Raw genomic sequence first — 19,273 nt, 5'->3', positions numbered from 1 at the left:
GGGCAGGCGCCAAACTTACAATTCCGTTTGGGGTGCGAGCCCTGCATTCTATGAAAACCGTTCACAAGTCCGTTCTCATCTGGTACAGCCCGCAGGAAATGTACGAATTGGTCATCGGTGTGGCCGACTATCCCCAGTTCCTGCCCTGGTGCGATCACGCCCGCATCATCGAGGCCCATGAGGGAGGTGCCACGGCCGAGGTCGGCATTGCTTTCAGCGGCATCCACCAGAGCTTCACCACCCGCAACAGCCACATCCCCGGCAGCGAGGTGAAGATGGAACTGGTCAAGGGACCGTTCTCGCAACTCGAGGGCCGGTGGAATTTCCTGCCGGTGGGCGAGGGCGGGCAGCGGGCCTGCAAGGTCGAGCTGTCCCTGAGCTACGGTTTTTCCAATGCCCTGCTGGGCAAGCTGGTCGGGCCGGTGTTCGACAAGATCGCGGCCAGTCTGGTGGATGCCTTTGTCAAACGCGCCGAGCAGGTCTATGGCGCCTGAGCTGGACATCGAGGTGCTAGTCGCCTATGCGCCGCTGGCCCGTCAGGTGCGGGAGATCGCGCTGCGCCTGCCGGCGGGTGCGACCGTGGCTCAGGCACTGGAAGCCAGCGGACTGGCGGCGCTGTACCCGGAACTCGATCTGGCGCAGGTGGCGGTGGGTGTCTGGGGGCGCAAGGCGGCACGCAGCCAAGTCTTGCGCAGCCGGGACCGGGTGGAGGTCTACCGCGCCCTGAGGGTCGACCCGAAAGTGGCCCGGCGCGAACGTTTCACCAGCCAGGGCAAGGGTCGCACCGGCCTCTTCGCCAAGAAACGCGCCGGCGCCAGGTCCGGCTACTGATTACTTGCAGTTCTGGTTGATGATGGACTGAAGTCGCTCGCCCTCGGCAGCCCGGGCTGTCTCGTCCATGAACTCACGTTCACCTTTTTCGTTCAAGCGACTGATCCGCATTCCAGAGTCGAAGCTGGCCTTGGCCTGCTGTGCTCGCGCGCAGTTCTCGGCCATCGCCTTGGCAACCCGTTCCTCCTCGGCCTTGCGCTTGGCGGCTTCGGCCTCCTCGGCCTGCTTCTTCTTGTCCTGCAGGGACTTGTCCACGCCGGCTGGGGCCGTAGCGGCACCGGCGGCCGCAGGCACTGCGGCAACAGGTGGTACGGCCGTCACGGCGGGTCCGCGGTTACCCGGGCGCTTGAGGATGCTTTTTTCCGGAATATCCGCCGGTGGCGGCCGGTCGCTGAAGACCTTGCGGCCATCCTTGTCCATCCATTGCCATTGGGCACTGGCCGCGAGCGCATAGAGGCACAGGGCCATGCAGATCAGGGGGCGGATCGGTTTCATGGCAACAGTGTAGCGCTGCCAGACCCTTTTTCCGATCCGGCAAGCCCGGGCTGTGGTGTCGCCGCACCGGGCTTGCAGGAAACCGGTCGCGAGGCGGGTACAATTCTTTTTTTGGAGCTTAGACATGCGCCTTCTAGGTAAAGCGCTCACCTTCGACGATGTGTTGTTGGTGCCGGCGTATTCCCAGGTCCTGCCCAAGGACACCTCTCTCGCGACCCGTTTCTCCCGCAATATTTCCCTGAACCTGCCCCTGGTCTCTGCGGCCATGGACACGGTCACCGAAGCCCGCCTGGCGATTGCCATCGCCCAGGAAGGCGGTATCGGCATCGTGCACAAGAACCTCAGCGTGGCCGAACAGGCCGCCCAGGTGGCCAAGGTCAAGCGTTACGAATCCGGCGTGCTGCGTGACCCGGTGGTCATCCCCCCCGAGACCACGGTGCGTGAGGTGATGAAGCTCTCCGACGAGCTGGGCGTGTCCGGTTTCCCGGTGGTTGTCGCCGGCAAAGTGGTGGGTATCGTCACGGGGCGCGACCTGCGCTTCGAGACCCGATACGAGCTGCCCGTGCGCGAGATCATGACCCCGCGCGAGCGCCTGGTCACCGTGCCCGATGGCACGACCCCGGCCGAGGCCAAGGCCCTGCTGAACAAGCACAAGCTGGAGCGCCTGCTGGTCGTCAACGACGCCTTCGAACTCAAGGGCCTGATCACCGTCAAGGACATCACCAAGCAGCTCAACTTCCCGAATGCCGCGCGTGATGCCGCTGGCCGCCTGCGCGTGGGTGCGGCGGTGGGCGTGGGTGAGGGCACCGAGGCCCGCGTCGAGGCTTTGGTCAAGGCCGGGGTCGATGCCATCGTGGTGGACACGGCACACGGGCACAGCAAGGGCGTGATCGATCGCGTGCGCTGGGTCAAGCAGAACTATCCGCAGGTGGATGTCATCGGCGGCAACATCGCCACCGGCGCGGCTGCACTGGCGCTGGTGGAAGCCGGTGCCGACGCGGTGAAAGTGGGCATCGGCCCCGGCTCCATCTGCACCACCCGCATCGTGGCCGGCGTGGGTGTGCCGCAGATCATGGCCATCGACAACGTGGCCACGGCGCTCAAGGGCACGGGCGTGCCGCTGATCGCCGACGGCGGCATCCGGTACAGCGGTGACATCGCCAAGGCCATCGCGGCCGGTGCCGGCACCGTCATGATGGGCGGCATGTTCGCCGGTACCGAAGAGGCGCCGGGTGAGATCGTGCTGTTCCAGGGCCGCAGTTACAAGAGCTACCGCGGCATGGGCTCCATCGGCGCCATGCAGCAGGGCAGCGCCGACCGCTACTTCCAGGAATCGACCGCCGGCAATCCGCAGGCCGACAAGCTGGTGCCCGAAGGCATCGAAGGCCGCGTGCCCTACAAGGGCTCGGTGGTCGCCATCATCTTCCAGATGGCCGGCGGCTTGCGCGCCAGCATGGGTTATTGCGGTTGCGCCACTGTTGAAGAGATGCGCAACAAGGCCGAGTTCGTGGAGATCACCTCGGCCGGCATCCGCGAGAGCCATGTGCACGACGTGCAGATCACGAAAGAAGCGCCCAACTACCGCGCTGACTGAAACACCCGCAGCCCAGGCCCGAACCCCCATCCACGGCGTTCGGGCCTTCGCCTTTCAGATGGACCGAACCGTTCCTGTATCGCCATGCAACACCAGAAAATCCTCATCCTCGATTTCGGCTCCCAGGTCACGCAACTGATCGCGCGCCGTGTGCGCGAAGCGCATGTGTACTGCGAGGTCCATCCCTGCGACGTGACGGATGACTGGGTGCGGCAGTTCGCGGCGGACGGCCAGCTCAAGGGCGTGATCCTCTCGGGCAGCCACGCCAGCGTCTACGAGGAAACGACCGACAAGGCGCCGCAGGCGGTGTTCGAGCTGGGCGTGCCGGTGCTGGGCATCTGCTACGGCATGCAGACCATGGCGCAGCAGCTGGGGGGCAAGGTGGAAAGCGGCCACCAGCGCGAGTTCGGTTATGCCGAGGTCCGGGCCCACGGCCACACGGCACTGCTGAAAGACATTGCCGACTTCAGCACCCCTGAAGGCCACGGCATGCTCAAGGTCTGGATGAGCCACGGTGACAAGGTCACGGCCTTCCCGCCCGGTTTCAAGCTCATGGCCAGCACGCCCAGCTGCCCCATCGCCGGCATGGCCGACGAGCAGCGCCGTTTCTACGCCGTGCAGTTCCACCCGGAAGTCACGCACACCGTGCAGGGCCGGGCCATCCTGGAGCGTTTCGTGCTGGAGATCTGCGGCACCCGCGCTGACTGGGTCATGCGCGACCACGTCAAGGAGGCGGTGGAGGCGATCCGCAAACAGGTGGGCGACGAGGAGGTCATCCTGGGCCTGTCCGGCGGCGTCGACTCGTCGGTGGCCGCGGCCCTGATCCACCGCGCCATCGGCGACCAGCTGACCTGCGTTTTCGTGGACCATGGCCTGCTGCGCCTGAACGAGGGCGACATGGTCATGGACATGTTCGCCGGCAAGCTGCACGCCAAGGTGATCCGCGTCGACGCCAGCGAGCTCTTCCTGGGCAAGCTGGCCGGTGTCAGCGAACCCGAGCAGAAGCGCAAGATCATCGGCGGCCTCTTCGTCGACGTTTTCAAGGCGGAAGCCGCCAAGCTCAAGGGCGAGGGCGCCAAGGGCGCCAAGTGGCTGGCCCAGGGCACCATCTACCCCGACGTGATCGAGTCCGGTGGCGCCAAGAGCAAGAAGGCCGTCACCATCAAGAGCCACCACAACGTGGGCGGCCTGCCGGAGCAGCTGGGCCTGAAGCTGCTGGAACCGCTGCGTGACCTGTTCAAGGACGAGGTGCGCGAACTCGGCGTGGCCCTGGGCCTGCCGCACGACATGGTCTACCGCCACCCCTTCCCGGGCCCGGGCCTGGGGGTGCGCATCCTGGGCGAGGTGAAGAAGGATTACGCCGACCTGCTGCGCCGGGCCGATGCCATTTTCATCGAGGAATTGCGCTCGACCCTCGACCCGAACTCAGGAAAGACCTGGTACGAGCTGACCAGCCAGGCCTTCACGGTTTTCCTGCCGGTCAAGAGCGTGGGCGTGATGGGCGACGGCCGTACCTACGACTACGTGGTGGCCCTGCGTGCCGTGCAGACCAGCGATTTCATGACGGCCGACTGGGCCGAACTCCCCTACGCGCTGCTCAAGAAAGTGTCGGGGCGCATCATCAACGAGGTGCGCGGCATCAACCGCGTGACCTATGACGTGAGCTCCAAGCCGCCGGCCACCATCGAATGGGAGTGATGAGTCGACCGTGCCGCCTGCGGGCGGCGCGGCGGACCGTCTAGCCGGTCCAGTACTCCTGCAGGGGGGCGGCAAGCGCCGGCGATAAAGATCCGCTCGAATGCCCGTGCGCGCGCGCCTTTGCGAACTCCGCGCGCTCGCGCGAGCGCGCCGCCTCGGAATAGGCCTGGGCAACCCGGCCAGCCGCTTCCAGCAAGGCCGGATCCTGCACCACTGTATTGGCCTTGCCACGGATCTGGACCATGCGCCAGGCATCATCATGGCCACGCTGCAGTTCGAGGGTCGCGGTGCGCCGGCCTTTGTGGCGCAGGGAAAACACCCGGGTGGCGCCGCTGGCGCAGGCATTGGCATAGGTGCCGATGCAGTGGCGCTGTTCCAGGCCTTCCTCGGCCAGCAAGAAGCCGGAATCGAGCTCCACGGCGACGAAGGGGCCGGTGGCATACACCGGCAGCAGGGCGGGCCAGCGCACATCCTTGTCGGGATCGACCGTGATCAGCAGCGCCCGGTGCCACGCATCGGAGCGGCGACACAGCGAGCGCCAGGTCACCCCCTGAAGGACGGCCGCGTGGGCATAGACGAAATCGGACACGTCCTGCGCTTCGTGGGCCAGGTTGGCTTCCTCTTCCACGGACAGCCGGGCCCGCATGATGGCGCGCAGGAAGATGCGCGCGTTGTCTTCGCGCAGCGGGCCCGGACGACCACGCGTGCGGTCGAGGATGCGTTCGACGCCGCGCAAGGCCGGCTGGCAGCGCTCGATCCTGAGGGGTTCGCTTTGCAGCGCACTGGCCAGCAGGTTGATGAAATGGGTGAAGGCGCCCAGGATGCGGGCCGAAGGCGGGAAGAACTGCAACACGAAGCGCAGCACGCCCTGGTCCTGCTTGATCAGGAAGCGCCAGCCTTGTGCGCTCATGCCGGCGTCCAGGAAACGCGAGCGCACCGCGTCGAAAAAGCCCGGCCCCAAGGCCAGCTGCAGCCCGGAAGCCGCGCTCAGGCCCAGGTCGAGCAGGGGCAGACCGCCGTCGTCGGGTGCGTAGGGCAGGGCGGGCAGATGGGCCGCCACGTGGGCGACCTGCCCGAGATTCGCATCCGGCCCGTAGATGGCTTGCGCCATCGCCAGCACGGGCGGGGCCAGCGCTTCGCGCAGCAGGGCTCCACAGTGGGCATCGCCCAGCCGCAGTTCGCCGACCTGCCTGAGCTTGGCCCTGAGGGGGCCGCGCTCCAGCAACAGCCGGGCTCGGCCGTGTGCCAGCTTGAGCCTGGACTGCCACGGGCCGGGCCCGGGGAAGGGCGCCGACAGGGCATCCTGCAAGGGCAGGACCGGATCGATGCCGTCGGAGTAGGAATGCTGGTGCAGCAAGCCGTGCAGGGCCGAAAGATCGTGTGCCGTCAGCTGGCGTGCATGGGCAAGGGCAAGGGAGCAGTAGGCCGGTTGGGGATCGGCCATGTCGCTCCACTGGAAACGCGCATGCCGGTTGACAAAGATCTGCAGCGTGCCGGTTTCGAGGTCGATCAGAAAGCCCCAGGAGACGTCACCGCAGCTCTGGATGGCGGCCGCCGGCATGAATGGGAAGCCGGCATGCCAGCCTTCCAGTTCGGGCAAGGCTGCAAAGGTCTCCGCCCACGTCTGCGACGGGCAGGTTTCGCCGAAATGGTCTTCGAAGAATGCCTGGATCACGGCCTGGTCGGTTTCCCCGGGAAAGGGTCCGTGTTCCGGGCCGACCGGCTTCAGCGTGCGCGCATAGGTTTCCAGGCGGGCATCGCTGACGCGGTGCAGATAAGCCATCAATTCCGTCAGCACGCCTTCGCAGCTGCGCTCGCCATGCAGTCGCAGCAGCTTTTTCTCGCCATCGATCCGGAAGCCCACCAGTGCGCCGCTCATGCCTGTACCTGTCGTGCCTGAACTTGTCTTGATTCCAGCCTAAGATAGCAGAAGCCTGCCATGCAGGCCAGCGCGGTCATGCAGACCGATCAAGCGGGGGTGACCTTCGGGCCGGAACATGCCATCATGCGGATGTGAGCAAACGGCTGCCCGATCACGATGTCCTGCCCCTGGCCCAGGGCACGCTGGAGGCATTCCGTTCCGTGGCTTTTCGGCGGCTCTGGCAGCGAGCTTCCCGCCGCACACTTGTTGTCACGCTCGGTGGCTGGCTGCTCAGCATCGTCCTCAGCATCCTCCTGGGCCTGGCCACGGTGACCCAGCAGTGGTCCGGTCTGCCACTGTCCTTTGGCGGGGTGGACATCTACATCACCGTCTACCCACCGCTGCTGATCTGCCTCTGGTGGACCCTGAGTTTCGGCTGGTGGTGGGGGGCGATCCCGGCTTACCTGGCCACGCTCTCACTGGCACTTTATGCCGGCATGCCACTGGCCTGGTCGCTGCTGTTTGCCTGTGCCAATCCCCTGGGCTTTGCCGTGCTGGTGCTGGGCTATCGCGCGGTTGCCGTGTCGCGCAGACTGCGCACGCTGGAGTCCCTGCTGGTCTACATCCCCCTGTCGTTTGTCGCCAGTGTGTTCGGTTCCGCCGGAGCGCTGGTCTGGTGCTATACCAACCGCATCGACACCACCGCCGCACTGCCGATCTGGCAGGGCTGGTGGCTGGGGGCCTTTCTCCAGAGCGTGCTGTTGGTGGGGCCGCTGCTGTACGCCAGCCAGCCTGCCATCGTACGCTGGCAGCGGGACAACCCGGCCTACATGAACCAGGATGTACCGCAGCAACGCCGTCGGGTGCTTCAGCTCATCGCGGTCATGCTGCTGGGGGTGCTGGCCTATGGCTTTGCCACGATCGGCCTGGGCAGCAGCCGGATCGGGCAGGCGATCGAGGGCGGTGAAACCGCGACGATCGTGCAGGCAGCCGAAATCCTGCGTGCCACCGGCTGGGTGTTCTACTGGATCTTCGCGCTCATCATCCTGTTCCTGGCCTTTTTCGGCTACCGTCTTTTCATGCGTTGGCAAGCCCTGTCCAGCGAACTCATCCACAAGCTGGAACAGGCCAATGCCGAGCTCGCGGTCATGGCGCGTACCGATGCCCTGACCGGCCTGAACAACCGGCGCGTCAGCGAATCCTGCATACAGGAGCAATGGAAGCGGGCCTTGCGCGGCGAGCCCTCCGGGCTGCTGATGATCGATATCGACCATTTCAAAGCCATCAACGACCAGTACGGGCACGATGCCGGTGATGCCGTGATACGGGCGCTGGCCGGGCAGCTGCGCCTGCACTTGCGTGGCATCGACAGCGCCGGGCGCTGGGGGGGCGAGGAGTTTGTCGTGATCCTGCCCAACACCGACCTGGACGGCTTGCGCACGCTGGCCGAGCGTCTGCGGGAGCAAGCAGGGCGCAGCCCGGTCGCCTACGGCAAGCACGAGATTGCTTACAGCATCAGCATCGGCGCCAGCCTCATGGCCGCCGACGACCGCTCACCCGAGGCGGCCCTGAAGCGGGCCGATCAGGCGCTGTACGCCGCCAAGCAGCAGGGGCGCAACCGCACGGTTGTGGCGGCGCTTGCCTGAGGACTGGGGTGTGCGGTCGGGATAGACTCTCGGGGAACACCATGTACCTGCCTCCCCAATTCCGATCCGAAGATCGCGCGCATGCCCTGGCCCTGATGCGCGGGTTTCCCTTTGCCAGCCTCATCTGCCCGGATGACGAAGGCCTGCCCTATGTCACGCACCTGCCCTTGCATGTGCAGGAAGAAGGCGAGCAACTGGTACTGCTCGGGCACGTGGCCCGGCCCAACCCGCACTGGCGCTATCTGCAGGCCCGCCCGCAGGCCGTGGTGACCTTCATGGGGCCGCATGCCTATATGTCGGCCAGTGTCTATCCTGACCTGGCGCGTGTCCCCACCTGGAACTACCTGGCCGTGCACTGCACCGTGCAGGCCAGCCTGGTCGAGGGCGCCGAGGCCAAGGACGGGCTGCTGAAAAAGCTCATCGGCGACCATGAGCCGGCCTACGCAGCACAGTGGCGCAGCCTGGGGGAGGACTATGCGCACAAGATGCTGGCCGGCATCGTGGCTTTCGAGCTGCGTGTGACGGCACTGCAGTGCAAGCTCAAGCTGAACCAGCACCGTCCCGAAGCGCACGCGGCGATGAAAGCCGCTTACGCCGCGGGCAATGCCAACGAGCGCGAACTGGCGGCCTGGATGGAACGCCTGGGGCTGCATGGCCACTGAAACCGTCTTCATGGAACAGGCCCTGGCGCTGGCGCGCCAGGCCGCCGAGGCCGGCGAGGTGCCGGTGGGCGCCGTGCTGGTGCACCAGGGCGTCGTGATCGCGACCGGCCACAACGCGCCCATAGTCAGCCAGGACCCCACGGCGCATGCCGAGATCCGGGCCTTGCGCGCTGGGGCCGCCAGACTCGGCAACTACCGGCTGGAGGATTGCGAGCTCTACGTCACGCTGGAACCCTGTCCCATGTGCGCCGGCGCTTTGCTGCACGCCCGGCTCAAGCGCGTGGTGTTCGGCGCACCCGATCCCAAGACCGGCGCGGCCGGTTCGGTGCTGGACCTGTTCGCCCAGTCGCAGCTCAACCACCAGACAGCCGTGCAGGGAGGTGTGCTGGCGCAGGAATGCGGCGCGCTCCTGCAGGACTTTTTCCAGCGCAAACGGGAGGCGCAGCGTCGCCTGAGCCAGCCGGTGCGCGAAGACGCCGTGCGTACACCCGACGCGTGTTTTGTCGACCTGCCGGCGTATCCCTGGGCGCCACACTACCTCAGCGACCTGCCGGCGCTGGCCGGCCTGCGCCTGCATTACCTGGACGAAGGTCCGCATGATGCTCCGATGACCTGGCTGTGCCTGCACGGCAACCCGAGCTGGAGCTACCTCTACCGCAAGATGGTTCCGGTTTTCCTGGCGGCCGGCAACCGGGTCGTGGCGCCGGACTTGATCGGTTTCGGTCGCAGCGACAAGCCCAAGAGGGAATCCGCCCACAGCTTCAGCTGGCACCGTCAGGTGCTGCTGGAGTTCGTCGAACGGCTCGATCTGAGCAATATCGTGCTGGTCGTGCAGGACTGGGGCGGGCTGCTGGGCCTGACCCTGCCCATGGCGGCACCGCAGCGTTACCAGGATCTGCTGGTGATGAACACCCTGCTGGCCACCGGCGATCAGCCCTTGCCGGCGGGGTTTCTGGCCTGGCGCGAGATGTGCGCCAAAAAACCGGATTACAGCGTCGGACGCCTGCTGTCACGCGGCAACCCCTTGATGACTCAACAGGAAGCTGCGGCCTATGACGCACCCTTCCCGGATCGCGGCCATCGCGCGGCATTGCGGGCGTTTCCGCCCATGGTGCCGGATACGCCCGATGCCGATGGCGCCGCCATTTCGCGCCAGGCGCGTGATTTCTGGCAGCAGCAATGGCAGGGCCGTTGTCTGATGGCCGTGGGCATGCAAGATCCCGTGCTGGGCTGGCCGGTCATGCAGCCCTTGCAGCAGACGATACGAGGCTGTCCCGAGCCGATGCGCGTGGAGCGGGCTGGGCATTTCGTCCAGGAGCAGGGGGAGGCGATCGCCCAGGCGGCGCTGCGTCATTTCTCGCCGCGATAATCAGCAGCTTCATGAAGAAACACATCTACATCTATTCGCCCTCGGGTGCCGTGCGCGACAAGGCAGCTTTCCGTCGGGGCGTCAAGCGCCTGCAGGCCCTGGGCCATGAGGTCGAGACCGACGAGGCGGCACTGGCCAGCCATCAGCGCTTTGCCGGTGACGACGCGACGCGACTGGCCGCCATCGACCGGGCGGCTGCCAGTGGTGCCGACGTGGCGATGATTTCGCGCGGGGGCTACGGCCTGTCCCGTATCCTTCCAGGCATTCCCTACAAGCGCGTGGCCAAGGCGATCGAAAAAGGCACGCAGTTCGTCGGTCTGAGCGATTTCACGGCCTTCCAGCTGGCGGTTCTGGCCCAATCAGGCGCAGTGACCTGGGCCGGACCTTCCCTGTGCGAGGGTTTTGGGGTGAGTGACCAGGCGGACGCGGCTGATGGCCATGGCGCTGGGCACCATGGCGGCCCGGACGAGATCATGGAGGCCTGTTTTGAAGACATGGTCCAGGGGCAGGGGGAGGGCACGGGCTGGCGCCAGCACAAGGAGCGCGAAGCCGACATCGCCGTGGCCGGTGCATTTCACGCCCGCCGTCTGGGTGATTCGGCCAACTTCAAGGTGGACGACGGCGTGCTCTGGGGCGGCAATCTGGCCGTGTTGTGTTCCCTGCTGGGAACGCCGTTTTTCCCGGGCGTGAAGGATGGCATCCTGTTTCTGGAGGATGTGGCCGAGCACCCCTACCGGATCGAGCGCATGCTGACCCAGCTGCTGCACGCCGGTGTGCTGGCACAACAGAAGGCGATCATGCTGGGGCAGTTCACCGGCTACAAGCTGGTGCCACACGACAAGGGGTTCAAGCTGCAGACTGTCATCAACTGGCTGCGCAGCCAGCTCAAGGTTCCTGTCCTGACCAATCTGCCTTTCGGGCACGTACCCACCAAGGTGCTGCTGCCCGTCGGACAGGCCTGTGATCTGGTGGTGCAGGGACGCGATGCGCTGCTGCTGTGGGGCCATGCCCACGCGCACTGATTAGCGTGCCTGAAAAGCTCAGCGGCTCAGGGCGCCCGGCCGCGAGATCATGCCCCTGGGCAGCAGGCCCTCAAACATGCCCGTGATGATGCGTATTTTCTGGTTGGCCACGCCTTCGCCCTGCAGGGACGAGATGGCGACCATGATGTCGGCGCGCAGATACCACAGGCCTTGCAGATCCGGGGCAAAGAGCACACGCCGCTCGATGTGCGGGTAGCTGGTGCACCCCTCGTCACCGAGGGAATCCAGCATGGCCTGGCGGATGTCCTCGATGCGGACCGTGGCATGGGCTTCCTCAGCCAGCGGGCGGCCCAGCAGTCCTTGCATGCTGCTGATGAATTGACTGGCCAGTTTGTTCATGGGTTCTTGTATGTATGGATCGACCGACTCAACGACTTCCGCAGAGTAATTTCACAGCGGATTTCCCACAATCGATTTATGCCCTGAATGTCATCCTAAAACAACATATAAATCAATAATTTACCCAAGATACATCAAGCAACATCGCAGGCTGTATGCTTGTCCAGCCGACAGGTCCGAGGGTAGAGCCTCGGTATCCAAGCGATCTGCGATGCCCTAAACTATCCTCAGAAGAAATCAATCAAGTCCGCGCATGGGTGTCAACACCACCGTCGTTTTCACTGATCTGACCGGCAGCACCTCCGTTTTCGAGTCACTAGGCAATATCAGGGCCACCCGTGCCGTCACGCAGTTGACGCGCTGGATCTGTGAAGTGCTGCAAGCCCAGGGGGGGCAGGTCATCAAGACTCTGGGCGATGGCGTCCTGACCGTGTTCAAGGACGCCACCGTGGCGGTCAATGCCGTCGTGGATATGCAGCGCCAGCACCAGTTGAATCTCCTGCAGCAGCCCCTGGCTGAGCACCTGCCGATACGGGTCGGGGTGGCCACCGGAGAGGTCGAGATCGTCAATGGTGACTGCTACGGCGATGCAGTCAATATCGCTTCGCGCCTGTGTGATCTGGCCGGCCCGCATGAAATATGGGCTGAAAGTCCGGATATCGACTATTCCAGCCGTGCCAACGGCATACGCTACCGGCCATTGGGTCCGATCAGCGTACGTGGCCGGGTCGAGCCCTGCAATGTCTACCAGGTCGAGTGGCATGAGGACCAGTCCACCGATTTCATCACCATGCAGGGTGACATCGACCCCATGAGCAAGGCCGCCAAGGCCGATGCCCTGGGCCAGGAAGTCCATCTGGCCTGGGGTGATCAGCAGCGTGTTTTCCGCGCTTTTGAGCTGCCGGTACACATGGGGCGCATACGCCACTGCGAATTCGTCGTGGCTGATCCTCGGGTGTCACGCACCCATGCCCGACTGGAGTGGCGCCACGGTCGCATCATGCTGATCGACATGAGCAGCTACGGTACCTGGATCCGTTTTGTGGGTGCCCGTTCCGAACTCCTGCTGCGCCGGGAGGAGTGTGTCTTGCATGGTCGGGGTCAGATCGCATTGGGCGCCTCATTTACCGACGCCAGTGCGCCAACGGTGAGTTTCGAGGTCACCTAGCCGGCCGACGGGTCAGAGATAGGCCATGCGCGCCTGTTTCAGATCGATCCTGCCCTGCACCACCTTTTCCAGGGCATCGTGCCGCAGGCTGCGCATGCCGTGTCGCAGGGCCTCTGTCAGGATTTCACTGCTGCCGGTGCGGGTCTGGATCAGGCGCTTGATGGTGAGACTGTTTTCCAGGATTTCATAAATACCGATGCGGCCCTTGTAGCCGGTTCCCCTGCAGTACTCGCATCCGGTTGGCTCCAGAACCTGCAGCTGATCAGGGTTGGTCACATTGGCTGCCGTCAGCAGACGGGCCCAGCCGGCATCGCGTCCTATCTCGGTGCCCTCGATGTACTCCAGCATGAGCGCCTCGATTTCCGCTGCTTCGAGTTTGCGGGGCTTGGCGCAGCGAGAGCAGAGTCCGCGGACCAGTCTCTGCGCCACGATGCCCAGGAGCGAGTCGGCAAAGTTCATGGGATCCATGCCCATGTCGAGCAAGCGCACAATACTCTCGGCTGCGCTGTTGGTATGCAGCGTCGAGAGCACGAGGTGCCCCGTCAGGGAGGCCTCGATCGCGATTCCAGCGGTCTCCTCGTCACGGATCTCGCCGATCATGATGACATCCGGGTCTGCACGCAGGAAGGCGCGCATGGCCGACGCAAAAGTGACGCCGATCTTGGGATTCACGTGAAGCTGCCGCAGGCCGGGCTGGGTGATTTCGATCGGATCCTCGGCCGTCCAGATCTTGCGGTTGTCGGTATTGATATGGGCCAGGATCGAGTGCAGGGTGGTGGTCTTGCCAGAGCCCGTCGGTCCGCAGGCCAGCAGCATTCCGAACGATCGCTCGGCCAGTTTCTTGACCAGCGAGTCATCGCGCTGGGACAACCCCAGCTGCTTGAGCGGCGTGGGCTTGCTGGAAGCCAGCAGGCGCATGACCACATCCTCCAGGCCGTCATGGGTCGGCAGGATGGCGACGCGAAGCTCCAGGGAAAGAGGCGAGTAGTCGTGAAAGTTGATCTTGCCATCCTGGGGCCGGCGTTTCTCGGAAATATCGAGCCGGCTCATGACCTTGATGCGCGAGACCAGGGACGCGCGCAAAAAGGCGGGCATGCGCAAGTAGTCCTCCAGTTCTCCATCCTTGCGAAAACGAATTCGCAGGAACTCCGCGCCAGGATTGGTCTCGATGTGGATGTCCGACACCTTCTGGGCATAGGCATCCATGATCATGTGCGTGACCAGTCGCACCAAGCTGGAACTTTCATCGACGGCGACATCCCGCTCTTCGGAGCCCTGGACCTTGAACTCGGTCATGGCTGCATCAAGCAGTGCATGGATATCCTTGCCGCCCATGAAAGGGGCCGCATTGCTGTCAGTGGCCGGCGCTGCATTCGGGTGCTGCTCACGAAACAAGCGCTGCAGTATCTGCGGTTTGGCGGCCCACATGAGTTTGACAGTGCAGTTGGCCAGGACCCCGAGCTGACGCTCAAGTTGATGATCCATGGGATTGGCCGACGCAACGTAGAGCGTGCCCCCGATCAACCCGAGTGGCAGCACCTCATGGCTGCTGGCTGTCTTGAGCGGCAGGCGGTCGAACACCTGCGGTTCGAGCAGAAATTCATGTACGTTCACCTCAGGGGTGCAGGCGATGCGGGCATGAACATGCGCAAGCTGGTCGGCACTCAGCACCCCCTTGCGCACCAGCTGCTCGCCATGACCGTTCAGGGCGTCCGGTAATTCTCGCTGCAAGGTCTCGATCTCTTCCTGATCTGCAAGGTGGAGCTCCAGTAGCGACTGCTCCATCGATTTGATGGGAAGCCTGCGGCTGGATTCGAGAAGCCGGGCCAGTTCCGTGATGTTGCTGGCAGGGGGCAGATTGACCGGCTCGTCTGCCAACCTCATGGCAGGTTCCGGCGACTTGATGTCTGCCGGGTGCCGCGCTGCAGATGCCCCAGACGGATCAAAGCCGACCCTGAGCAGTGCGGATCTCGGTATCCAAACCGGCTTGAAGCTACTGTCCGGCAGGCGGACGTACAGCTGCAGACCCCTGCTGCGCATCCGGTGTCCAAGGCTCGTGCCTTTCCACTCGACGCCATCGACGAAATGCAGATGGAATTTCACGATCTCGCTGGCTTCATGGCCAGGCTCGGCCAACGTGTCCGCCTCCAGGGAATGCGGCAACGTGAACAGATGTTGCATCTCGATGGCGCGAACATCACGCAATGAAATCATCAGCTCGCTGGAGCGCAGGCGAACGGGCAGCAGCAAACCATGCGATTCGAGCTGGTCTTCACGACGTATCGTGCCGTGGAGTACCTCTCCGGTGAGCATGCGCACAAGCACTTCCACCTCGGCGCCGTGGTGGTTGTCGTGCCAGGGCAGGGGTTCCAGCGGGCTGGGGGCCGTTCCCGGAAGTTCCGGCATGGATTTGAGGTCGTCCCGTGTCACCGGATCTCCAGGCTCGAAATGTCCGGGTTCTGGTGGGTGGCCAGCCGGATACGCAGGGCAAGGTCGGTCTTGGAGTCCGCGTTTTCGATGGCTTGCTCCATGCTGATCATGCCTTTGACATACAGGTCGTACAGAGACTGATCGAAGGTTTGTACGCCGGATTCCACGCTCTTGGCGATGGCGTCCCGGATGAGGTCGACTTGCCCGCGGCGTACCAGGTCAGAGATGCGGGATGTCAGAAGCATCACTTCCACGGCGGGGACCAGTCTTTCCTGCTTGCCGCGAATCAGCCGTTGGGCAATCACGGCCCTGAGGTTCATTGACAAGTCCAGCAAGACCTGTCTGCGCGCCTCATCGGGATAGAAGCTGAGAATCCGTTCGATCGCCTCGTAGGCATTGTTTGCATGCAGGGTGGAGATGCACAGCAAGCCTGTGTCGGCGTAGTTCAGCGCGTGCTGCATGGTGTCCAGATCCCGGATTTCGCCAATCATGATGACATCTGCCGACTCCCGCAGCGCATGGCTCAGTGCCTCCTTGTAGGAATGGGTATCCAGCCCGATTTCACGCTGGTTGATGATGCATTTCCGGTGCTTGTGGAGGTACTCAATCGGGTCTTCAACCGTCAGGATGTGGCCCTCGGCGTGCTGATTCCGATACTCCAGCATGGCGGCGAGCGTCGTGGATTTGCCGGCCCCGGCAGCCCCCACGGCGAGGATCAGACCGCGTTTTTCCATCGCAAGCTCCCCAATGAGCGGAGGGAGGCAGAGTTGTTCGATGGTTGGAATCTGGAATTTCACATAGCGTACCGACATCGCAACCTGGCCACGCTGCACAAAAAGGTTGATCCGGTAGCGGCCGGTGTCCTTGAGGGCCACGGCGAAATCACATTCGAGCTCCCGCTCGAATTTCTCTTTCTGTGATCCGCTCAGGATCGATTCGGCCAGGCTTTTGACCGCGCCGGGCGGTAATGCCGGCATGTTCAGGTGGCGCAGGGCGCCCTGGATCTTCAGGGTCGGAGCCACGCCGACGCTGAGAAACAGGTCTGAGGCGCCGTGCAGTGCCATCAGCTTGAGGTAGGCGATCAGCCCGCTGTGGTGGTCCTGGGCAAGTTCGGTGGTCATTTTGTGCGTCCAGAATCTATGGATCGATTCTGGATTGGTGCGACCGGCCACCCGCATGTTCCAGCTTTACTTTTTCACATAATGAACAAATGAATTTTCGTCACCGCTTGGGCTGCCTTTGGCCAACGCGGGTTCGGGTTTCCTGTTTGCTCCGTTCGCGCGTGCAGTGCGGGCGAATCGAGAGACCCCGAAGAATTTCTTCATTTTTCACGATGTTTTAATTATTAACATAATATACATCGTATGAAGTACAGTCACAGCTCCAAACACCGCAGAACCTGCGCCCATGACCCGGACACCCGCGCCCAGCTTGGACAACGCCTCAAGGCCGCCCGTGCCCGTCTGGGCTGGTCCTTGGCCGAGGCCGCGAAATTCTTTCAGGTCACCGAACGCACCTGGCATAACTGGGAAAGCGGCTCGCACCGCATCCCGTTTGCCGTCTACAAGCTGGCCCGCGTCCTGGCTCGCTTCGAGCTGCCGTCGCCGGCTTGGGCTGGCTGGCGCTTCGAGGCCGGCATGTTGATCACCCCCGAGGGTCGCCAGATCACCGCGCAGGACGGCTCATGGTGGGCGCTGCTGGTGCGCAAGGCCGCATCTTTCAAGCCGCTCTATGACGAGGTTTGCCAACTCCGCATGGCGCTGGCCGACCTGGCTGCTGCCCGGGCGCAGCCCGGGGGGCTTGTCCCATCTAAAACAAGTCGCCAGAACACAAGTCGCCCAGCACCGGTTTGCAACCAATCTGATACCATTCAGACACCATGCAAGCCACTTTTAGACTACCTGAGGCCCTCGCCGCAACCGCCCGCGGTCGCGCCCAATACCTTGGAATCAGCCTTAACGCCCTCGTTTGCGTCGCCCTGGATGCCTACCTGCGGGGTCCGCTGGACGGTCAGACCGGCTCAGGGTCCGCACCTGGCGAACAGCCCGCAGGCCCCGGGGAGCCATCTAAAACAACTCTCCAACCGCACCCAGCCGCCGAGCCCGTCAAGCTCACCCGCGCCGAAAAGCAAGCCGCCTACGAGCGCAACAAAGCCGCCCGCCGCGCCCTGCTCAACCGACCGTAGCGCGAAGCCGCTGCCGGGGGCGAAGACCCCCGGCAAGGCCAGCGCGGCAGGGGGTGCAGCATGATCTCCATCGCTCAAGCCGTCCACATCCTTAATGACCGGCTGGTCAATGCCGAGGCCATCGGGCAAGCCTTCGAGCTGGCTTCCCCTGACGAGCCGCCCGCATGGGTGCAGGTGTACCGGGAGCAAATCCGCGCCCTGCTGGAAGCCGCCCAAGCCGTCGAGCTGGCCATGAACCACCCCGAGGTAGTCGATTGAGCGCCGCCGCCGTCCTGGCTGGCCGTCCATCGCCTCAGGCCCGGCGTTCGGGGTATGGGGCAGAGCCCCATGCCGAGCGCCGGGAGGGGTACCCGACCGGCCAAGCCCAGCCGCAGGACACCGCCCAAGGTCCTATCACCACCTGGCGCCACCCTGCCAGCCAAGCCACGTCGCGGGACGGGTCGCAGCGTGCCAAGGATGCCGCCTCGCGCCCTGAGAAGCCAGCCGCAGGCGTGCCAACCACGCCCCCTTTTTTACATAAGCCGGAAAAATCTTCCGACCGCTAACCCACGTTCAGAGGTTATACATCGTATAAAGTAAAATAAATGAAGCGATAACAGATAGCAATCGGAAAATATGGAAAATTTTCTTTTAAATCATGTGGATATATTGCATATCCATAAATGACTTTAGAAGTTCGGGCGCTGACTTATCTAAGTGCTTAGACAAGAAACTGGATCAAGCCGGCACTGTCGCAGCGCTGAAAAGTCGTTCGAAATTGCGGCTGGTCGTTTCGGCGACGGTTTCGACGGGGCAGGCGCGGAGCTGGGCAATCTGCTGGGCCACGTAGGGCACGTAGGACGGATTGTTGGTCTTGCCCCGGTACGGCACGGGGGCCAGGTAGGGGCTGTCGGTCTCGATCAACATACGGTCCAGCGGCACGAAGCTGGCCACTTCACGCAGGTCGGCGGCATTCTTGAAGGTCAGGATGCCCGAAAACGAGATGTAGAAGCCCAGGTCCAGCGCCGCGCGTGCCACCGCCATGGTTTCAGTGAAGCAGTGGAACACCCCGCCGGCCGCGCCGGGCGTACCGTCCTCGCCCTCCTCGCGCAGGATGGCCAGGGTGTCGTCGGAGGCACTGCGGGTGTGGATGACCAAGGGCTTGCCCAGCTGGCGTGCCGCCCGGATATGGGTGCGAAAACGTTGCCGCTGCCATTCCATGTCGGCCACGGTCCGCTCACCGAGGCGGTAGTAGTCCAGGCCAGTCTCGCCGATGCCGATGATCCTTGGCAGACGGCCGCGAGTGAGCAGGTCGTCGAGTGTGGGTTCGGTCACGCCCTCGTTGTCCGGGTGCACCCCGACGGTGGCCCAGAAATTGTCATAGCCCAGGGCCAGGCCGTGCACCTGCTCGAATTCTTCCAGCGTGGTGCAGATGCACAGGGCACGTGTCACCTGCGCCGCGCGCATGGCCTCACGGATGCGCGGCAGGTCCTCCAGCAGTTCCGGGAAGCTCAAGTGGCAATGGGAATCGGTATACATGGGCAAAAGACAGGGAGCGCGTCCGGCACGACGGGACGCCGCTCAAGAGGACGGCATCAGATGGTCTGCGTGGACCGGTCCGAACTCAGGTGCGAACCCAGGATTTCCTCAATCTTGTTCTTGAGCAGACGGGATTTCTCGTCCGATGGGAAACGCACCCCCACCCCCTGGGTCCGCGTGCCGGCCGCCTTGGCAGGCGTCACCCAGGCCACTTTGCCAGCGACCGGGTAGCGCTGGTTGTCGTCGGGAAGCGACATCAACACATAAACGTCATCCCCCAGACGGTATTCGCGCGTGGTCGGGATGAACACCCCGCCCTCGGCGAACAAGGGAATGTAAGCGGCATAGAGTGCGGCTTTTTCCTTGATGGCCAGCTGGATGACACTGGGCCGGGGGGTGCTGTTGGGGGCGACGGTGGACATGGGGGCGTGTGC

18 protein-coding genes are annotated in these 19,273 nt (G+C 63.9%); 11 read left to right on the top strand and 7 right to left on the bottom strand.

The annotated features are described in order from the left end of the window. Window positions 1–50: 50 nt before the first annotated feature. Window positions 51–494, top strand: a complete 444-nt coding sequence (locus HTY51_RS07605) for a type II toxin-antitoxin system RatA family toxin (RefSeq protein WP_174252177.1) — start codon at window positions 51–53, stop codon at window positions 492–494. After that, window positions 484–831: an RnfH family protein gene (locus HTY51_RS07600; RefSeq protein ID WP_174252176.1), complete on the top strand. Its 348-nt coding sequence runs from the start codon at window positions 484–486 to the stop codon at window positions 829–831. The genes HTY51_RS07605 and HTY51_RS07600 overlap by 11 nt, the downstream gene beginning before the upstream one ends. Here the strand turns inward: HTY51_RS07600 and HTY51_RS07595 are convergent, their stop codons facing one another. After that, window positions 832–1,326: a DUF4124 domain-containing protein gene (locus HTY51_RS07595; RefSeq protein WP_174252175.1), complete on the bottom strand. Its 495-nt coding sequence runs from the start codon at window positions 1,324–1,326 to the stop codon at window positions 832–834. Window positions 1,327–1,450: 124 nt separating this feature from the next. Between HTY51_RS07595 and guaB the strand changes: the two genes are divergently transcribed. Both guaB and guaA read left to right on the top strand, forming a co-directional pair. Then, entirely contained in the window at window positions 1,451–2,920 is a 1,470-nt protein-coding gene (guaB, locus tag HTY51_RS07590; protein ID WP_174252174.1) for an IMP dehydrogenase, read from the top strand. A gap of 84 nt (window positions 2,921–3,004) precedes the next feature. Then, window positions 3,005–4,618, top strand: a complete 1,614-nt coding sequence (gene guaA / locus HTY51_RS07585) for a glutamine-hydrolyzing GMP synthase (protein WP_174252173.1) — start codon at window positions 3,005–3,007, stop codon at window positions 4,616–4,618. A gap of 40 nt (window positions 4,619–4,658) precedes the next feature. Here the strand turns inward: guaA and HTY51_RS07580 are convergent, their stop codons facing one another. Next, window positions 4,659–6,497, bottom strand: coding sequence for a PcfJ domain-containing protein (locus tag HTY51_RS07580; RefSeq protein ID WP_174252172.1), 1,839 nt, complete (start codon window positions 6,495–6,497; stop codon window positions 4,659–4,661). Between the two features lie 134 nt (window positions 6,498–6,631). On the opposite strand from HTY51_RS07580, the gene HTY51_RS07575 reads away from it, so the two are divergent. The 4 genes from HTY51_RS07575 to HTY51_RS07560 are packed head-to-tail and all read left to right on the top strand — an operon-like array spanning window position 6,632 to window position 11,178. Continuing rightward, window positions 6,632–8,125, top strand: a complete 1,494-nt coding sequence (locus tag HTY51_RS07575) for a diguanylate cyclase (RefSeq protein ID WP_254607015.1) — start codon at window positions 6,632–6,634, stop codon at window positions 8,123–8,125. 41 nt (window positions 8,126–8,166) lie between these two features. Then, complete coding sequence (locus tag HTY51_RS07570) at window positions 8,167–8,787, top strand: FMN-binding negative transcriptional regulator (RefSeq protein WP_174252171.1); 621 nt, start codon at window positions 8,167–8,169, stop codon at window positions 8,785–8,787. Next, window positions 8,777–10,156 (top strand): tRNA adenosine(34) deaminase TadA, encoded by a 1,380-nt coding sequence (gene tadA, locus HTY51_RS07565; protein ID WP_254607014.1) that lies wholly within the window; start codon window positions 8,777–8,779, stop codon window positions 10,154–10,156. Before HTY51_RS07570 ends, tadA begins: the two co-directional genes overlap by 11 nt. Before the next feature lie 11 nt (window positions 10,157–10,167). Next, a complete protein-coding gene (locus HTY51_RS07560; protein WP_174252170.1) occupies window positions 10,168–11,178 on the top strand; it encodes an LD-carboxypeptidase in 1,011 nt (336 codons plus the stop codon). Between the two features lie 18 nt (window positions 11,179–11,196). Here HTY51_RS07560 and HTY51_RS07555 read toward each other — a convergent pair whose 3' ends face one another. Then, window positions 11,197–11,538 (bottom strand): hypothetical protein, encoded by a 342-nt coding sequence (locus HTY51_RS07555; protein ID WP_174252169.1) that lies wholly within the window; start codon window positions 11,536–11,538, stop codon window positions 11,197–11,199. A 253-nt stretch (window positions 11,539–11,791) separates the two neighbouring features. Here HTY51_RS07555 and HTY51_RS07550 point away from each other — a divergent pair, with 253 nt between their 5' ends. Continuing rightward, window positions 11,792–12,706: an adenylate/guanylate cyclase domain-containing protein gene (locus HTY51_RS07550; RefSeq protein ID WP_174252168.1), complete on the top strand. Its 915-nt coding sequence runs from the start codon at window positions 11,792–11,794 to the stop codon at window positions 12,704–12,706. Between the two features lie 12 nt (window positions 12,707–12,718). Here HTY51_RS07550 and HTY51_RS07545 read toward each other — a convergent pair whose 3' ends face one another. Both HTY51_RS07545 and HTY51_RS07540 read right to left on the bottom strand, forming a co-directional pair. Further along, window positions 12,719–15,136 carry a GspE/PulE family protein gene (locus HTY51_RS07545; RefSeq protein WP_174252167.1) on the bottom strand — a complete coding sequence of 806 codons (2,418 nt, stop codon included), beginning with the start codon at window positions 15,134–15,136 and terminating at the stop codon, window positions 12,719–12,721. Continuing rightward, window positions 15,133–16,257 (bottom strand): PilT/PilU family type 4a pilus ATPase, encoded by a 1,125-nt coding sequence (locus HTY51_RS07540; RefSeq protein ID WP_217448253.1) that lies wholly within the window; start codon window positions 16,255–16,257, stop codon window positions 15,133–15,135. The genes HTY51_RS07545 and HTY51_RS07540 overlap by 4 nt, the downstream gene beginning before the upstream one ends. Before the next feature lie 243 nt (window positions 16,258–16,500). Here HTY51_RS07540 and HTY51_RS07535 point away from each other — a divergent pair, with 243 nt between their 5' ends. Together HTY51_RS07535 and HTY51_RS07530 are read left to right on the top strand one after the other, a co-directional pair. Beyond that, a complete protein-coding gene (locus HTY51_RS07535) occupies window positions 16,501–17,385 on the top strand; it encodes a VC1465 family Xer recombination activation factor (protein ID WP_174252166.1) in 885 nt (294 codons plus the stop codon). Next, window positions 17,382–17,579 carry a hypothetical protein gene (locus HTY51_RS07530; RefSeq protein WP_174252165.1) on the top strand — a complete coding sequence of 66 codons (198 nt, stop codon included), beginning with the start codon at window positions 17,382–17,384 and terminating at the stop codon, window positions 17,577–17,579. The genes HTY51_RS07535 and HTY51_RS07530 overlap by 4 nt, the downstream gene beginning before the upstream one ends. A 459-nt stretch (window positions 17,580–18,038) precedes the next feature. Here HTY51_RS07530 and HTY51_RS07525 read toward each other — a convergent pair whose 3' ends face one another. Together HTY51_RS07525 and HTY51_RS07520 are read right to left on the bottom strand one after the other, a co-directional pair. Beyond that, window positions 18,039–18,839: a TatD family hydrolase gene (locus HTY51_RS07525; protein WP_174252164.1), complete on the bottom strand. Its 801-nt coding sequence runs from the start codon at window positions 18,837–18,839 to the stop codon at window positions 18,039–18,041. A 56-nt stretch (window positions 18,840–18,895) separates the two neighbouring features. After that, window positions 18,896–19,261 carry a PilZ domain-containing protein gene (locus HTY51_RS07520; RefSeq protein WP_174252163.1) on the bottom strand — a complete coding sequence of 122 codons (366 nt, stop codon included), beginning with the start codon at window positions 19,259–19,261 and terminating at the stop codon, window positions 18,896–18,898. Window positions 19,262–19,273: the final 12 nt, after the last annotated feature.

Origin of the sequence: Rhodoferax sp. BAB1 (genome assembly GCF_013334205.1) — a bacterium.
Classification (GTDB): domain Bacteria; phylum Pseudomonadota; class Gammaproteobacteria; order Burkholderiales; family Burkholderiaceae_C; genus Hylemonella.
This window is presented reverse-complemented; position numbering and strand designations above follow the sequence as displayed.

Excerpts from the sequence above, each read along its gene's own strand:
- guaB (WP_174252174.1), top strand. The coding sequence starts at position 1,451 with ATGCGCCTTCTAGGTAAAGCGCTCACCTTCGACGATGTGTTGTTGGTG.
- HTY51_RS07520 (WP_174252163.1), bottom strand. The coding sequence starts at position 19,261 with ATGTCCACCGTCGCCCCCAACAGCACCCCCCGGCCCAGTGTCATCCAG.
- HTY51_RS07540 (WP_217448253.1), bottom strand. The coding sequence starts at position 16,257 with ATGACCACCGAACTTGCCCAGGACCACCACAGCGGGCTGATCGCCTAC.
- HTY51_RS07595 (WP_174252175.1), bottom strand. The coding sequence starts at position 1,326 with ATGAAACCGATCCGCCCCCTGATCTGCATGGCCCTGTGCCTCTATGCG.
- HTY51_RS07555 (WP_174252169.1), bottom strand. The coding sequence starts at position 11,538 with ATGAACAAACTGGCCAGTCAATTCATCAGCAGCATGCAAGGACTGCTG.
- HTY51_RS07530 (WP_174252165.1), top strand. The coding sequence starts at position 17,382 with ATGATCTCCATCGCTCAAGCCGTCCACATCCTTAATGACCGGCTGGTC.
- HTY51_RS07550 (WP_174252168.1), top strand. The coding sequence starts at position 11,792 with ATGGGTGTCAACACCACCGTCGTTTTCACTGATCTGACCGGCAGCACC.
- HTY51_RS07570 (WP_174252171.1), top strand. The coding sequence starts at position 8,167 with ATGTACCTGCCTCCCCAATTCCGATCCGAAGATCGCGCGCATGCCCTG.
- HTY51_RS07580 (WP_174252172.1), bottom strand. The coding sequence starts at position 6,497 with ATGAGCGGCGCACTGGTGGGCTTCCGGATCGATGGCGAGAAAAAGCTG.
- HTY51_RS07560 (WP_174252170.1), top strand. The coding sequence starts at position 10,168 with ATGAAGAAACACATCTACATCTATTCGCCCTCGGGTGCCGTGCGCGAC.
- guaA (WP_174252173.1), top strand. The coding sequence starts at position 3,005 with ATGCAACACCAGAAAATCCTCATCCTCGATTTCGGCTCCCAGGTCACG.
- tadA (WP_254607014.1), top strand. The coding sequence starts at position 8,777 with ATGGCCACTGAAACCGTCTTCATGGAACAGGCCCTGGCGCTGGCGCGC.
- HTY51_RS07600 (WP_174252176.1), top strand. The coding sequence starts at position 484 with ATGGCGCCTGAGCTGGACATCGAGGTGCTAGTCGCCTATGCGCCGCTG.
- HTY51_RS07535 (WP_174252166.1), top strand. The coding sequence starts at position 16,501 with ATGAAGTACAGTCACAGCTCCAAACACCGCAGAACCTGCGCCCATGAC.
- HTY51_RS07525 (WP_174252164.1), bottom strand. The coding sequence starts at position 18,839 with ATGTATACCGATTCCCATTGCCACTTGAGCTTCCCGGAACTGCTGGAG.
- HTY51_RS07605 (WP_174252177.1), top strand. The coding sequence starts at position 51 with ATGAAAACCGTTCACAAGTCCGTTCTCATCTGGTACAGCCCGCAGGAA.